Below are 15,183 nucleotides of genomic sequence, written 5' to 3'. Positions count from 1 at the left end.
CACGATCGGTCGCGAGCGCCATTTCGCGACGGGGCACGAAGGCATCAGCGCAGCAGTGCAAAGGCTCAGCTGGCTGGGAGGCGAAAGCCTCCGCGCGGCGGGGCGGGAAACATTCCGCGCGGCGAGACACGAACAGACCTGCTGGACGCGGCTCGAAAGCGACTGTGCGGCAGGGGCGATGGGGCGGGCGGGCGAGGTTCGGCGCGGGTGGTCGGCGTGAGTGCGGTCGTGGCGCTCGAGCCGGTCGGCGAGGTCGAGCCCGAAAGGCCGGTGGCAGGGCGTGATTGGCGTCCGATCGCGTGGTCGTTGCCGCCGGTGTTGATCGTCGTCGCGGTCGCGGTGTATCCGATTCTGCGGGTGCTCGCCGCGTCCACCGAGACGCCGACGGGGCGTGGCACGGCGGTGTGGTCGCAGGTGCTCGGGTCGCGGGCGTTCCGGGACGCGTTGTGGCGCACCGTCTCCATCGCGGTGTGCTCTACCACGGGCTGTCTGGTGCTGGGCACCTTGCTGGCGGTGGTGCTGGCATTCGTGCCGTTCCCGGGATCGGGTGTGGTGGGCAGGCTCATCGATACCGTGCTCACGCTGCCGTCGTTCCTGATCACCCTGGCGTTCACCTTCCTCTACGGCAGCGCGGGCGCGGTCAACGCCCTGCTCGCGCACATCACCGGAAACGATTCGCCCGCAGTCGATTTCCTCACCACGCCGACCGGTGTGGTGCTGGCCGAGATCACCTACTTCACGCCGTTCGTGGTGCGCCCGCTGCTCGCGGCCTTCGCGCAACTCCCGCGCGAGCAGCTGGACGTGGCCGCGAGCCTGGGCGCGTCGCCGTGGCGCGTGCTGCGGCAGGTGGTGCTGCCCGAGGCGTGGCCGGCGCTGGCCGCCGGGGGCAGCCTGGTGCTGCTGCTGACGCTCAACGAGTTCGGCATCGTGCTGTTCACCGGCGCCAAGGGCGTCCTCACGCTGCCGGCGCTGATCTACACCCGCGGCATCGTCACCTTCGACCTGCCGGGCGCGGCGGTGCTGGCCACGGTGCAGGTGCTGCTGTCGCTGACGCTGTACCTCGGATACCGGGCGATCTTCGCCCGATTCACCCGGATTCGAACGCGGGAGGGCTGATTCGTGCTGGTCTGGACTCGACGCGGGCGGGCGGCGGTGCTCGCGGTGTTCGCGCTCGTCGTGCTGGTGGTGTTCGCCGCTCCGATCGCGACCGTGGTGGCCGCCGCGCTGGCGGGCCGCTGGACCGGCCCGCTGCCGTCCGAACTCGGAGTCGGGAATTTCCGGCAGGCGCTGTCGGGCGAGCAGGCGGCGAGCCTGTCGGTCAGCTTGCAGACGGCGTTGCTCGCGGGCGCGGTCGCGCTGGTGCTGGGCACCTGGGCGGCCCTGGCCGCGCGGGCGGCACCGGCCTGGTGGCGGCGGGCCACCGACGCGGTGTTCCATCTGCCGGTGGCGGTGCCGTCGGTGGCGATCGGGCTGGGTGTGCTGATCACGTTCAACCAGCGCCCGCTGCTGCTCGGCGGCACCAAATGGATTGTGATCGTGGCACATTCGGTGCTGGTGCTGGCGTACGCGTTCAGCGCGGTGGCCGCGGCGCTGGACCGGCTCGACCCCGGCTACCGCCAGGCCGCGGAATCGCTGGGCGCGGGACCGGTGCGGGTGCTCACCCGGGTCACGCTGCCACTGCTGCTGCCCGCGCTCGGCGCCGCGGCGGGCCTGGCGATCGCGCTGTCGATGGGCGAACTCGGCGCGACGGTCATGGTGTACCCGGCCACCTGGAAAACGTTGCCCGTCACCGTCTTCGCCGCTACCGACCGCGGCGAGGTGTTCGACGCCGCCGCCTGCACCACCCTGCTCGTCGCGGTCACGCTGGTGGCGCTGCTACTGCTCGGCCGACTCCGCGGGCGCGCGGCGCTGCGCTGAAAAGCGTTCCGGGACAGAAGAGCCGACACGAATCGAAAAGGCTGGCTCGGGCGTGCCGCGCCAGTCGACCACGCGGCACGCCGGGCGGGGCGCCCCGTTGCGCCCGCCGATCGGGCGGGCGACGCCACGGCTCGAGCATGCCATCGGTCGAACAGGCGGGGAACGGCTCGGGTGACGTCACCGGTCGGGCAGCGACGCCGAAGTCGTTGTGCGAGAGGCAATCACTGCTCGGGTAAACGACGGCGGCCACCGGCCACGTCGATCACCAGATCAGTGTAACCGTCGACCAGTTCGGCGAGGTGGTACCAGTGTTTATGGGTGTTGTCGCTGCGCGCGCCCTCGCGGTCGATGACCTGGTTGGCGTCGACCCAGCTCTGGGCCATGCGGTCGACCACCGCGCCGAGGCTCTCGGTGTGCAGGGACGCGCCGTTGCGGTGCTGCGGCAACTCCTGGCCGACCCAGTCGTTGATGTCGTCGACGAGTTCACCGCGCCGGCAGTCGATCTCCGCGACCATGATCGGATCGCGCACCTGCACGCGGCGCGCGTGCAACTCCGCCAGCGCCCGCGCGGTGCGCAGCAGCACCCGATCCTGGAACCGGCGCCCCTGAAAAGCGCACAGCAACTGCGGCGCGGTCGGTAGCACCCCAGCTATCGACATCGTCATCGTCGCACCCCGATCACACCCGAATGCACTGCTGAACGCACGAACATGATTGATCTCCGGGTTCCGCTATACCGTCATCGGCTCGGTGAATCACAACTAGATTAGCTCGGATCATGCTCTTACAAATGCAAGAACGCAAGATTGCGTCCGCAGTGCGACAGCCAACGTGTCTTTACACCGCCGCGGGCACATCTCCCGCTCAGCGCGGCCTTCGACCACGGTAGGAGTCGGTCTCAGTCCGCGGCACGATGTGCGGGACCCCGGCCGCGCGTTAGCTTTCGGAGATGAGAACCAGGTTGCGCTGGGCCGCCATCCACGGGTTGCCGCGCGTGGTGCTGAAGTGGCAGGCCCGCCGCGGCGACCCGCTCGGCCGCATCCTGTCCGACCCGCGCGCACAGGACGATCCGTACGCGCTCGCCGATCGCATTCGCGCGCAAGGCCCCTTGGTCCGCACCCGATTCACCTGGGTCACGGCCGACCACGCGATCGTCCGGAAGGTGCTGCGCTCGCCGGATTTCGGGGTCGTGGTCCCGGCGGAGCTGAACCTGCCGCGCCCGATTCCGGCCGCGATCCGGGCCACCGACCCGCACCTGCCGAATCCGATCGAGCCCCCGGCCATGCTCGCGGTCGACCCGCCCCGGCACACCCGCTACCGCAAACTGGTCGCGCAGGAGTTCACGCCGCGCGCCGTGCGCCGGCTGACCGACCGCATCGACGAGGTGACGGCCGAGCTGCTGGCCGAGCTGGCGGCGCGGCACCGCGCCGACCTCATCGGCGATTTCGCGGTCGAGCTGCCGGCGGCCATCATCTCCGAGATGCTCGGCATCCCCGCGGAGGTGCGGGGCCGCATGCTCACCGCGGGCGAGGCCGGCGCGGCCCTGCTGGACACCGGCATCTCGTGGCGGGCCTACCGCCGCGCGCAGGAGGCGCTGGCCGACGCCCGCGATTTCCTCGACGAACACCTCGACCGATTGCGCGCCTCGCCGGGCGACAACATCCTCAGCGCGCTGGTCACCGGCGATCAGCTCACCACATCGGAACTCATGTACACCACCGCGCTGCTCGCAGGCGCCGGCTTCGAGACGACCGTCAACCTCATCGGCAACGGGGTCGTCGCGCTGCACCGCCACCCCGAGCAGCTCGCCCTGCTGGCCGCGCGGCCCGAGCTGTGGCCGGGTGCGGTCGAGGAGATCCTGCGTTACGACAGCCCGGTGCAGTGGACGGTGCGAAAAGCGCTGCGCGATATGAATATCGAGGGCCGTCGCGTCGCCCGCGGCGCCATGGTCACGGTGCTGCTGGGCGGCGCCAATCGCGACCCGAAGGTCTTCGCCGACCCGAACACCTTCGACGTGACGCGCCCCAACGCACGCGAGCACGTGTCGTTCTCCAGCGGCGTGCACTCCTGCCTCGGCGCCACCCTCGCCCGCACCGAGGGCGTCATCGCCCTCCGCACCCTGCACGAACACTTCCCCACCCTGCGCCTGTCCGCCACCCCCGTCCGTCGCGAACTGATGAATCTGCGCGGCTACGCACACATCCCGGTACTACTGGGATCACGCGACCCCGCACCGCCCTGATCCGGATCACCGCCCGGCACAGACCCAGTTACCAATCAAATTTGCGTCCAGGCACCGCACGGCCGGAAATCGTCACAGTACGAATGCGTGCCGTCCGTGCCCTGCACCGCTGGGCGACGCCGCGGGGGCGCAAACCCACTCGCTATTCCCGCACCTAGGCGACCGCGGCGAGCAGTCGGCGGAACTCGCGCCGGTCCCGCTCGCTCAGCTTGGCAAGGACGCGGCGTTCGGCCTCGACGATTCGCGGATCGATGCGCTCGAGTATCGCGATGCCGTCGCGAGACAGGCTGGCGGGCAACGCTCTTCCGGAGGGCACCGTGGCCGGGCGCGTCACCAGGCCGCGCTGCTGCAACTCGCGCAGCACCTTGTTCATCGCCTGCGGGGACACGCCGAGGTCGCGGGCCAGCTGAGCGTTGGAGGCGCCGGGCGACTGGGCCAGCATGCGCAGACAGAGGTACTCGGGGAAGGCCAGCGCCAACGGCTCCAGCACGGTGGTGGCCACCTCGGCGCGCAAGGTCGTGGCAACCCTGTGCAGAAGGTAGCCGAGGGGTTTGTCCTCGAGTCCTGCCATGCCGACCATCTTGACGCATATCAACCTGGTTGACATAAATGGAGGTATGACGAACTCTCCGAACGACGCGTTGTTCGAATCCGCCTATCGTGGCCAGGCCCCGGAATTGGGGGAAGGCGTGCGGCCGCCGTGGAGCATCGGCGAGCCGCAACCCGAGATCGCCGCGCTCATCGACGCGGGCAAATTTCACGGCGAGGTGCTGGACGCGGGCTGCGGTGAGGCCGCGACCTCGCTCTACCTCGCCGAGCGCGGCTTCACCACCGTCGGCCTGGACCAGTCGCCGACCGCCATCGAGCTCGCGCGGGCGGAGGCCGCGCGGCGCGGCCTCACCGGGGCCTCCTTCGAGGTCGCCGACATCAGCTCGTTCACCGGCTACGACGGCCGCTTCGGCACCATCGTCGACAGCACCCTGTTCCACTCCATGCCGGTGGAGCTGCGCCGCGGCTACCAGGAGTCGATCGTGCGGGCCGCCGCTCCCGGCGCGTCCTACTTCGTGCTGGTGTTCGACAAGTCGAGCGTGCCCCCGGGTCCGGTCAATCCGGTCACCGAGGACGAACTGCGCGAGGCGGTCGGCGCGTACTGGACGATCGACGAGATCCGCCCGGCCCGCATCCACGCCGTCATCCCGGACGATTTCGGCGGCCTCCGCGATTTCGCCGGCCACGACATCCGGGACGAGGGCAACGGCCGCAAATCCATGCCCGCCTGGTTGCTGTCCGCTCACCTGGACTGACGCGACCGATCCGGCAACGCCGAGGCGACATTCCAGCACTCGCCGCCTCGGCGTTGTGCGCCCGGTCCCGCGATCGCGCTGTCGAGTGGCGGCGAATCTTGTACTGTCACAGGACAGATCAGACAGTTACCCGTTCGTGCCTCCGCGCGCGGCGGCACCACCCCGGGACCTCGACGAGGAGCCGACCCCCCATGCCGACAGGGCACAACACCGAGATCCGCACCGACATACCGCATTCCGCCCGCATCTGGAACTATTGGATGGGCGGCAAGGACAATTACGACATCGACCGCGAAGTCGGCGACGCCAGCCTGCAGATCGACCCCGACATCGGCACCATGGCTACCGAGAGCCGACGCTTCCTCATTCGCGCGGTCACCCACCTCGCCCAGGACGTAGGCCTACGGCAGTTCCTGGACATCGGCACCGGCCTGCCCACCATGCAGAACACCCACGAGGTGGCCCAGAGCATCCACCCCGACGCCCGGATCGTGTACGTCGACAACGACCCGCTGGTCCTGACGCACGCGCGGGCGCTGCTGACCAGCACCACGCACGAGGGCGTCACCACCTACATCGAATCGGACTTCCACGAGCCCGAGCAGATCGTCGCCGACGCCAAGAACATCCTGAACTTCACCCAGCCGATCGGCGTGATGTTCATGGGCGTGCTCGGGCACGCCCGCAGCTACGACGATCTGCTGCGCATCGTCCACACCGTGCTCGACGCCGTCCCCTCCGGCAGCCATCTCGTGTACTGGGACGGCACCGTCGACAGCCCCACCTATGTCGCGATGTGCGAGGAGTACGCGAAATCCGGTGGGGTGCCGTACATTCCGCGCACCCAGGACGAGTTGCGCGCGGTCTTCGACGGCTACGAGCTGCTCGAGCCCGGTTTCGGGAAGATCACGCACTGGCGCCGGCCCGAGCACGAACTGGCGGGCCTGCGCGACATCGCCGCCTACGGCGGAGTGGCGCGCAAGCCCTGATCCCGGGCGAGATCCGCTACGCCCCAACGGTTCACCCGCACCGTCCCGACGCGCAGCCGTTCGGCGACGGTGAGGGGCGCGCGACAGGTCACGCCAGTAGCGGCCGAAGCAGTTGCGCGCCTGTCCGTTCCAGCCAGGTGCGCATAGACATCAGCTCGGGATACAGCGCGCGCAGCTCGGCGACGTCGACGTCCGGGATGTCGGCCGCGCCGCTGTTGAGCAGTTCGTATCCGCGGGCGAAGCGTTCGTTGATGCGGCGCAGTTCCTCGATCGAGCGCTGGATGTAGGGCACCGGGCGGCCGACGGCCGCGCTGATCTCGGCCGCGACCTCCGGCGGCGTCAGCGCGTCGCCGACCAATTCCAGTGTCCTGCCACGAAATCGGCCGGGATCGGCGAACGCGAGCGCGGCCAGCGCCCCGATGTCGGCGAGGGCGATGAACTGCTGGCGCACGTGCGGGGCGGCCGCGGTGCGCAGCGCGCCGTCCCGGACGCCGACGGTGGCCGACTGGGTGGCGAGGTTCTCCATGAACGAACTCGGCCGCAGAATCGTCGCCGACAGACCCGACGCGGCGATGTACTGCTCGATCTCCCATTTGGCCTCCTGCCAGCCCCGGTCCGCGGCCAAGCCGGAGCTGTAAACCAGGTGCGCGACACCGTGTTTCACCGCGGCGTCGGTGATACTCCGGCCGGCCCGCACCTCGTCCTGGTCCGGGGACAGCGGGCCCGGATGCACGCTGTAGACCCCGTACGCGCCGTCGATGCCGCGGTCGAGCGCCGCCGGGTCCTCGAACGATCCCGCCACCACCTCCGCACCCGCCGCCGCCAGCGCCCGCGCCCGCGCGCCGTCCGGATCCCGCGTCAGCGCGCGCACCCGCCAGCCGTCCGCGAGGAGCCGGTCGGCGACCGCGCCGCCCTGCTGTCCGGTCGCACCGGCCACGAAAACGATCTCTCCCACAGCGATTCCTTCCCGGGCCGACGCACCGGCCGCACTTTCATATAAATCGGAGAATTCTCTCCGTTTCGTGACTATACGGAGAGTTCTCTCCGCTTGGCAATGGCAAGGGTACGATCGTGCGGTGATCGACCAAGCTGCCCCGGCGTCCAGGCCGATGCGGGCCGACGCTCGCCGCAACCGCGATCTGGTGCTCGACACCGCACGGGACATGCTGTCCGCCAACGGTTTGTCGGTGTCGTTCGACGAGATCGCGCGGCGCGCGGGCGTCGGCGTCGGCACCGTCTACCGGCACTTCCCCACCCGGGAGGCGTTGTACGAGGCCGTGCTGCGAGAGCGCCTCGAACAGTTCGTCGACCGGGCGCGGGAAGCCCTCGACGCCGATGAGCCGGAGACGTTCCTGGACTTCTGCGCACAACTGGTGGACGAGGTGGCCTTGAATCAGGCGCTGTGCGAGGCCCTGGAGCCGGGCATCGACCTCGCCCTGCCCGAGCAGACCAGGGACCGCTTCCGCGACCTGTTCGCCGGCCTGCTGCACCGGGCCCAGGCGGCCGGCACCGTCCGCGCCGACCTGGACGCGCCCGACGTGATGGACCTGCTCGTCGGCGCCGCCACCGCCCAGCGCCGCGCCCACCGCCGCGGCGCCGCGAACCAGCTGCTCACCGTGGTCCTCGACGGCCTCCGGCCCGCCCGCTGAGCAATCAGTGCGGGGCCACGGTCAGGTCGTACACGACCATGCCGTCCAGGTGCTCCCCGGTGTAGTGTTGCGACACCCAGTCGTAGATCTCGGTGTCCCCCACGGGATGCCACCACCCCTGCCCCGAATCACCTTGCGGGGAACCCGAATCGGCGGGCGCGGTGCGCCAGGAGTCCGGTAGCCTCACTTCCGGGGCCAGGTAGTAGGTCAGCTGGTGATCGCGGACCAAGGCTTGGAATCGGGGAAGCGTCGGAGTGGGATCGGCGGAAGTGAAGCCGCCGATGGCGATTACCGCGGTGCGGCTGGCCAATTCGAGTTCCGCGGCGGGCGACGAGCGATCTATCGCGGCCGACCACTTCGTGGTGGTCGCCCGCAGCATCGGGACGAGCCGGGGATCGACCTTCCCGTCACCGCGGAACGCGCCCATCACACCGCTCGGCACGGCGGGACCGCCGGAATGCGCGCGGGCCGGGCCGACGGACGGGCTTCCGCCGGTGTGGGGCTGCGGCAGCGTGGCGGCCGCGTAGGCGCTCGACCCGGCCAGACTCGCGAACACCCCGGCCGTCAGCAACGCGCCGACCGCCCGGCGCGGCACCCGCCGCGCGGCCACCGGCGCGAGCGCCGCCAGTAGCCCGGCCGCCGCGACGACCGCGGCCACCAGAATCACCCAGCGCAACCACGGCTGCCACGCGCCGTTGCGCTGCAACACCACGAAGGTCCAAACGCCGCCCGCGAGAATCAGTGCGGCGCCGCCGATCCGGCCGAACGCCGTCTCGCGACGCAGCCACACCTCGTGCACGCCGAGCGCGAACCCGCCCGCGACGGCGGGCGCGATCGCCAGCGTGTAGTACGCGTGCATCCCGCCCTTCATGGTGGAGAACGCCGCCGCGTCCACGAGCAGCCACAGCCCGAACACCAGCGCCGCCGCGCGCACCGCGTCCGTGCGCGGCGCCCGCCACCGCGACACCAGCACCAGCACGAACGCCACCGCCGCCGCGGGCAGTAACCACGAGATCTCGAAACCGATCTCCCCCGTGAACATTCGCGTGGGCCCCGCACCCGCACCGAACCCGCCGGGCCCGGCACCGCCCGGATGCGGCATCTCGTAACCGGCGGGCAGCTCGAACGGCTTGCGCCCCTGGTGGTTACGGCCGAGCACGCGTTCGAACCCGTTGTAGCCCAACACCAGGTCCATGAACGTGTTGTCCTTGGATCCCGCCAGATACGGTCGCTCCGAGGCGGGCCACAGCAGCGTCAGCACCACGTACCATCCCGCGGCGACCACCAGCGCGGCGGCCGCGGAGGCCAAGTGCAGCAACCGCTTTCCCACCGTCGTCGGCGCGGCCAGCAGATAGACCGGCACCAGCGCGGGCAGCACCATCAAACCCTCGAGCATCTTCGCCAGGAACGCGAAACCCAATGCCGCACCGGCCGTTACCAGCCACCGCACATCGGCTCGCGGCAGTGCCCGGATCACGCAGTACGCCCCGGCCGTCATCAACAGCACCATCACCGCGTCGGGGTTGTCGAAGCGAAACATCAACGCCGCCACGGGCGTCACCGCGAACACCAGACCGGCCAGCAGCCCCGCGCCGCGACTGCCGGTCACCCGGGTGACGGCCCCGTACAGCAGCGCCACCGTCGCCACCGCCATCAGGGCCTGCGGCACCAGCATGCTCGCACTGCCGAATCCGAACAGCTGCCCGGACAGCCCCATCACCCACTGCGACACCGGCGGCTTGTCGACCGTGATGAAGTCGCCCGGGTCCAGCGACCCGAACAGCAGGGCCTGCCAGTCCCGCGACCCCGACCACGCGGCCGCGGCGTAGAAGCCGTTGGCCATGCCGTTCACGGTGATGTTCCACAGGTACGCCGCCGCCGTGCCGCACAGCAGCGCGGCCAGTGCCAGTCGCTCCCGCCGCAGCGGGGGACGGAGCTTCGCGGGCACGTCGATCGCGGTCGCAGTCACCGCGGGAGTCTCCCAACCCGGCCGGTGAGAACGCTGGCCGATTCCTGGGAACCTCCTGCGAATGCGCGACACGCCCCGATTCCGCCGCGACACGCGAGCGATTCGAATCCAGCCGATTCAAACAATGCCCCCGACCGCGCGAATGTAGTTCCGTTCAGGCGTATCGCAGGGACAGTTGTATCCACACCTCCAGGAGAAACCGATGACCGATCCCGCCGCACCGGCCGACCCGACCCAGCACTGGAGCTTCGAGACGAAGCAGGTCCATGTGGGCCAGGTGCCCGACGGCACGACCAATGCCCGCGCCCTGCCGATCTACCAGACCACCTCCTACACCTTCCGCGACACCGACCACGCGGCCGCGCTGTTCGGCCTCGCCGAGCCCGGCTACATCTACACCCGCATCATCAACCCGACCCAGGACGCCGTGGAGCAGCGGATCGCGGCGCTGGAGGGCGGTGTCGCGGCGCTGCTGCTGGCGTCGGGCCAGGCGGCGGAGACCTTCGCGATCCTCAACATCGCCAACGCCGGTGACCACATCGTCTCCAGCCCGCGGCTGTACGGCGGCACGTACAACCTGTTCCACTACACGCTGCCCAAGCTCGGCGTCGAGGTCAGCTTCGTCGAGGACCCCGACGACCTGGACCAGTGGCGCGCCGCGATCCGCCCGAACACCAAGGCGCTCTACGGCGAGACGGTGTCCAACCCGCAGAACCACATCCTCGACATCCCCGGCATCGCCGAGGTCGCGCACACCGCCGGCCTGCCGCTGATCGTCGACAACACCGTGCCGACGCCGTACTTGATCCAGCCGCTGCGGCACGGCGCGGACGTCGTGGTGCACTCGGCGACCAAGTACCTGGGCGGGCACGGCGCGGCCATCGGCGGCGTGATCATCGACGGCGGCACCTTCGACTGGACGGTCACCGACGCCGAGGGCAAGTCCCGCTTCCCCGGCTTCACCACCCCGGACCCCAGCTACCACGGTGTGGTCTTCGCCGAGCTGGGCGCGCCCGCCTACGCGCTCAAGGCCCGGGTCCAGTTGCTGCGCGATCTCGGTTCGGCCATCTCGCCGTTCAACGCGTTCCTGATCAGCCAGGGCCTGGAGACGCTGAGCCTGCGGGTCGAGCGGCACGTACAGAACGCCCAGGCGGTCGCCGAATTCCTCACCGAGCGTGCGGAAGTCACCTCGGTGTCGTACGCGGGCCTGCCGTCCTCGCCGTGGTACGAGCGCGGAAAGCAGCTGGCGCCCAAGGGAACCGGCGCGATCATCGGCTTCGAGCTGGCCGGCGGAGTGGACGCGGGCAAGAAGTTCGTCGACGCGCTGACCCTGCACAGCCACGTCGCCAACATCGGTGACGTCCGGTCGCTGGTCATCCACCCGGCCTCGACCACGCACTCCCAGCTGACCCCGGAGGAGCAGCTGGCCTCCGGCGTGACGCCCGGCCTGGTCCGTCTCGCGGTCGGCATCGAGGGCATCGACGACATCCTCGAGGACCTGCGCACCGGCTTCGCCGCGGCCTCGGCATAGCGTTCGCCACGCGGCCCCGCCACCGGTCTCCGGTGGCGGGGCCGCGTCGTGAAACGGCACGGGAGCCGGGTGTTTGCGGGCTCCGGACCGGATCGATCTTGACGAACCGGTCGCCCGACATGGTTATGCTCGGACACGACAAGGGCCCGGCGCGGCGACCCGACGGTGCCGCTCGGGCGTACGGGACGGTGGGATTTCCGGCGGCACGTTCAGAGGGGAACGGGCACGATGGCAGGCAAGCGGACGGTGCTGACAGTCCAGCTCAGGAGGCTGGCGGCGCTGCTACAGGAGATGCGGGAGCACGCCGGTATCAGCAAGGAGGTGGTCAGCGCCCGCACCGGGATCAACGTCACCACGCTGTACCGGATCGAGACGGCGCAGGCCCGCCCGCAGCGGCGCACGCTGATGGCGATGCTCGACCTGTACGGCATCGAGGAACCGCAGCGATCGGATGCCCTGCAGTTGCTGCAGGAGGCGCAGAAGCCCGGCATGTCGCGCCCGTTCGAGGCGGCCGTCTCGGAGGTGTACGCGGCCTACATCAACTTCGAGACCGAGGCGCTGTCGGCGCGACTGTTCCAGACCTCCTTCATCCCCGGCCTGTTACAGACCGAGCAATACGCGTGGGCGGTGCTGGACACGGCGATGCCGAAGGTGGAGACGTCGGTCATCGAGCAGCGCCTGCGCGCCCGCTTCGAACGCGCGAAGCTGCTCGCCAAGGAGGAGCCGCTGGAGCTGTGGGTGGTGCTCGACGAGGCGGCCATCCGGCGTGTGGTCGGCGGCCGCGAGGTCATGCGCGGGCAGTTGCTGCGGCTGGTGGAGGAGTCGGAGAAGCGCAACGTCATCCTGCAGGTGCTGCCGTTCGACGCGGGCGCGCACCCCGCCATGGTGGGCTCGTTCGTCCTGCTCGACTTCCACGATCCGGCCGACCCCGAACTGGTCTACGTCGAGGGCATCGCCGGTGACGATATCGTGGAGGGGCACAACGAGATCCGCCGTTTCGGGGTGATGTTCGACCAGTTGCGCGCGATGGCGCTGAGCCCGCGCGACTCGACGGCGCTGATGGCTCGCGTCGCCGACGATCTGCGCTAGCGCTCACCGCCGGCTGGCACGCGTGTAGCCGAGCACCGCGGGCACCGCGAACAGCACCACCGCGCCCGCCGACCAGGCGGTCGTCGCCAGCAGCGGGGCCCGCACCGGTCCGCCGAGCGACAGTCCGCGCATGGCGTCGACCGCGTACGACATCGGCTGATGCGCGACGATCGGCTTCGCCCACGCCGGGTAGGCGGCCAGCGGCACGAATCCGGTGGAGAAGAACATCATCAGCGAGGATCCCAGCGAGATCGCCTCCACCAGAGCGGGTTTGGCGCTCCAGGAGGCCACCGCGGTCACCACCGTCGCGAACGCCAACCCGTACAGCAGCGGCACCGCGAGCAGCGCCAGCGCGGCCGGAAAGCCTTGCCGGAACCGGAATCCCAGCGCCACGCCGACGGCGAACAGCACCAGTGTGCAGGCCAGGATGCGCGCGCCTTCGGCGAGAATGCGCGCCAGCAGTCCCGACGCGCGGTGTACCGGCAGCACCCAGAACCGCGCCAGCAGGCCGTCGTCGCGTTCGCGGCCCAGGGTGATCGCACCGGCCAGCGACCCCGACATCACCGACACCAGCGTCACCATCGGCACCGACCCGTACAGGGCGTCGGCTCCGGAGAACGCCGAGATCTGGCGGCCCAGCACGGTATTCAGCATCACCAGCAGCAGCGCCGGGAACAACAGCGACTGCGCCATCGTCAACGGGTCACGGCGCCAGCGGATCAGCAGCCGCCGGGTCTGAATCACGGTCTGCGGCACCAGCAGTCGCCACGTCTCGGTCCGGAACGAGATCGGCGGCAGCTCAGCGGCCGCGGTGGCCGGCACGCCGCCCGCGCTCACCGGTGCCTCCGCACGGCCACCAGCACCGACGCACCGCCGAAGCAGAGCAGCCCGGCCAGCGTCCAGCCCAACCCGGGTCCGACCGTCGCCCAGCCCACCGTCCCGGCCCGCCCGGACCGGTCGCCCGCCAGCACCCGCAGCGTGCCGATGAACTGCGACACCGGCTGATCGCGCGCGAAACCCTGTATCCAGCTCGGGAATTGGCTCGCGGGCGCGAACCCGGTGGACACCATGCCCAGGATCAGCTGCGGCAGCACCAGCACCTGCGTGGTCGCCTCGGGACTCTTCGACAGCGCGCCGAGCAGATCGCCGAGCTCGCACAGCATCAGCCCGAGCAGCAGGGCGAAACCGAGGAATCCGGCAGTCTGCCACCCGCCGCCGTAGAACCGGAATCCGATCACGTAGCCGCACACCAGCGCCGCCGCCAGCGCCACGGCCGTGCGATACAGCGCCGCGACGGTCCGCGCGGCCAGCGGCGTCGCCGCGGGCATCGGCATCGTCGCGAAGCGGGTGTCGAGCCCGTCGCGGGCGTCGGTGGCGGCCCGGAACGCCGCCGCGGTCCCGCAGAACGCCACCGCCTGCATCACGATCATCGGCATCAGGAACTGCGCGTAGCTGCTCAGCCCGTGTCCGGCGAAGCCCATCACGCGGTTCAGCGGCACGTAGAAGCCGACGGTGAACACCGCCGGCGACAGCAGCGCGGTCACCACCTCGCCGTTGCGCAGCGAGGGCCGGACCAGCCGCGCCGCCAGCACCCAGCACTGACGCAGCGCCGAGCGCCGGAACGCCGGACCGGCCCGCACTGTCACATCGATCCCCATCGTGCACGACCCTTCGGCGCGGACGGCAGTTCATCCCATCTCACCAGACATACCGCCGGAAACACCGACATCGTTCGACGGCCTCGCCGAACCGGGCGTGTCCGGCGGCGCCGGCACGTCGCCGCAGTTCACGCTCGTGCGAGCCGCCGCGCGACGGATCTTGTCAAGCGGGGTCACGGGGATTCGGCGCGCACGGGCGCGTCGTCGCCGCACCGGCACGCGGCGGGGCCACTATGCTGACCGCCGTGCTCGAACCCCAACCGCCCGTCGCGCCCCATCCCGATATCGCCCACCTCGCCCCGCTGCTGGGCACCTGGCGCGGCTCCGGACACGGGGAGTATCCGACGATCGAGTCGTTCGACTACCACGAGGAGATCCACTTCGGTCACGTCGGCCGGCCGTTCCTCACCTACCGCCAGCGCACCCGGCACGCCGGCGACGGCCGCTCGCTGCACGCCGAGACCGGCTACCTGCGCTCCGCGGGCCCGGACCGCATCGAATTGATCCTCGCCCATCCCACCGGGATCACCGAGATCTGCGAGGGCCGCGTCGCCCTCGCCGACGGCGGCCTGCGCCTGGAACTGGACTCGACCCACATCGGCCGCTCGACCACCGCCAAACTGGTGACCGCGCTGGGCCGGTCGCTGCGGCTCTCGGGCGACACCATCGATTACACGCTGCGCATGGCGGCCGTCGGCCAGCCGAAACAGCATCATCTCGCCGCGAGTCTGCACCGCGCCGAATAACAAAAAGGTCACCGACACGCCCGTGACCTGCGGCATGAATTCCGAGACCTGTGCTATTGCGCACCGAGGGGTTGTCTCGGAAGTTGCTC

The 15,183-nt window shown here is 70.3% G+C and carries 15 protein-coding genes; 9 read left to right on the top strand and 6 right to left on the bottom strand.

Annotated features, from left to right (window positions below; translation table 11 throughout):
• Positions 1-228 precede the first annotated feature (228 nt).
• Positions 229-1,116 (top strand): 2-aminoethylphosphonate ABC transporter permease subunit, encoded by an 888-nt coding sequence (locus tag IU476_RS20575; protein WP_438944047.1) that lies wholly within the window; start codon positions 229-231, stop codon positions 1,114-1,116.
• A 3-nt stretch (positions 1,117-1,119) separates the two neighbouring features.
• The gene (locus IU476_RS20570; RefSeq protein ID WP_195102414.1) at positions 1,120-1,917 is read left to right on the top strand and encodes an ABC transporter permease subunit; all 798 of its coding nucleotides are present in this window, start codon (positions 1,120-1,122) and stop codon (positions 1,915-1,917) included.
• A 221-nt stretch (positions 1,918-2,138) separates the two neighbouring features.
• Here IU476_RS20570 and IU476_RS20565 read toward each other — a convergent pair whose 3' ends face one another.
• Positions 2,139-2,498 (bottom strand): DUF4254 domain-containing protein, encoded by a 360-nt coding sequence (locus tag IU476_RS20565; RefSeq protein ID WP_228824037.1) that lies wholly within the window; start codon positions 2,496-2,498, stop codon positions 2,139-2,141.
• Between the two features lie 368 nt (positions 2,499-2,866).
• Between IU476_RS20565 and IU476_RS20560 the strand changes: the two genes are divergently transcribed.
• Entirely contained in the window at positions 2,867-4,159 is a 1,293-nt protein-coding gene (locus tag IU476_RS20560; protein WP_195102412.1) for a cytochrome P450, read from the top strand.
• Positions 4,160-4,313: 154 nt separating this feature from the next.
• Here IU476_RS20560 and IU476_RS20555 read toward each other — a convergent pair whose 3' ends face one another.
• Entirely contained in the window at positions 4,314-4,730 is a 417-nt protein-coding gene (locus IU476_RS20555) for a MarR family winged helix-turn-helix transcriptional regulator (protein WP_195102410.1), read from the bottom strand.
• A gap of 46 nt (positions 4,731-4,776) precedes the next feature.
• Between IU476_RS20555 and IU476_RS20550 the strand changes: the two genes are divergently transcribed.
• Positions 4,777-5,463, top strand: coding sequence for a class I SAM-dependent methyltransferase (locus IU476_RS20550; RefSeq protein ID WP_195102408.1), 687 nt, complete (start codon positions 4,777-4,779; stop codon positions 5,461-5,463).
• Positions 5,464-5,654: 191 nt separating this feature from the next.
• On the top strand, positions 5,655-6,452 hold the full coding sequence (locus IU476_RS20545; RefSeq protein ID WP_195102406.1) for an SAM-dependent methyltransferase: 798 nt from the start codon (positions 5,655-5,657) through the stop codon (positions 6,450-6,452).
• Positions 6,453-6,540: 88 nt separating this feature from the next.
• Here IU476_RS20545 and IU476_RS20540 read toward each other — a convergent pair whose 3' ends face one another.
• Positions 6,541-7,407, bottom strand: a complete 867-nt coding sequence (locus IU476_RS20540; RefSeq protein WP_324194160.1) for an NmrA/HSCARG family protein — start codon at positions 7,405-7,407, stop codon at positions 6,541-6,543.
• A 121-nt stretch (positions 7,408-7,528) separates the two neighbouring features.
• Between IU476_RS20540 and IU476_RS20535 the strand changes: the two genes are divergently transcribed.
• A complete protein-coding gene (locus tag IU476_RS20535) occupies positions 7,529-8,101 on the top strand; it encodes a TetR/AcrR family transcriptional regulator (protein WP_324194159.1) in 573 nt (190 codons plus the stop codon).
• A 4-nt stretch (positions 8,102-8,105) separates the two neighbouring features.
• Here the strand turns inward: IU476_RS20535 and IU476_RS20530 are convergent, their stop codons facing one another.
• The gene (locus IU476_RS20530) at positions 8,106-10,070 is read right to left on the bottom strand and encodes an ArnT family glycosyltransferase (protein WP_324194158.1); all 1,965 of its coding nucleotides are present in this window, start codon (positions 10,068-10,070) and stop codon (positions 8,106-8,108) included.
• A 202-nt stretch (positions 10,071-10,272) separates the two neighbouring features.
• Between IU476_RS20530 and IU476_RS20525 the strand changes: the two genes are divergently transcribed.
• Both IU476_RS20525 and IU476_RS20520 read left to right on the top strand, forming a co-directional pair.
• A complete protein-coding gene (locus tag IU476_RS20525; RefSeq protein WP_195102400.1) occupies positions 10,273-11,601 on the top strand; it encodes a bifunctional o-acetylhomoserine/o-acetylserine sulfhydrylase in 1,329 nt (442 codons plus the stop codon).
• Positions 11,602-11,829: 228 nt separating this feature from the next.
• The gene (locus IU476_RS20520; protein WP_195102397.1) at positions 11,830-12,690 is read left to right on the top strand and encodes a helix-turn-helix domain-containing protein; all 861 of its coding nucleotides are present in this window, start codon (positions 11,830-11,832) and stop codon (positions 12,688-12,690) included.
• A 3-nt stretch (positions 12,691-12,693) separates the two neighbouring features.
• Here IU476_RS20520 and IU476_RS20515 read toward each other — a convergent pair whose 3' ends face one another.
• Complete coding sequence (locus IU476_RS20515) at positions 12,694-13,527, bottom strand: ABC transporter permease (RefSeq protein ID WP_324194157.1); 834 nt, start codon at positions 13,525-13,527, stop codon at positions 12,694-12,696.
• The gene (locus IU476_RS20510; protein ID WP_195102395.1) at positions 13,524-14,348 is read right to left on the bottom strand and encodes an ABC transporter permease; all 825 of its coding nucleotides are present in this window, start codon (positions 14,346-14,348) and stop codon (positions 13,524-13,526) included. The genes IU476_RS20515 and IU476_RS20510 overlap by 4 nt, the downstream gene beginning before the upstream one ends.
• A 233-nt stretch (positions 14,349-14,581) precedes the next feature.
• Between IU476_RS20510 and IU476_RS20505 the strand changes: the two genes are divergently transcribed.
• A complete protein-coding gene (locus IU476_RS20505) occupies positions 14,582-15,094 on the top strand; it encodes a peroxynitrite isomerase (RefSeq protein WP_195102393.1) in 513 nt (170 codons plus the stop codon).
• Positions 15,095-15,183: the final 89 nt, after the last annotated feature.

This window comes from Nocardia blacklockiae, from assembly GCF_015477355.1.
Taxonomy (GTDB): Bacteria; Actinomycetota; Actinomycetes; order Mycobacteriales; family Mycobacteriaceae; genus Nocardia; species Nocardia blacklockiae.
This window is presented reverse-complemented; position numbering and strand designations above follow the sequence as displayed.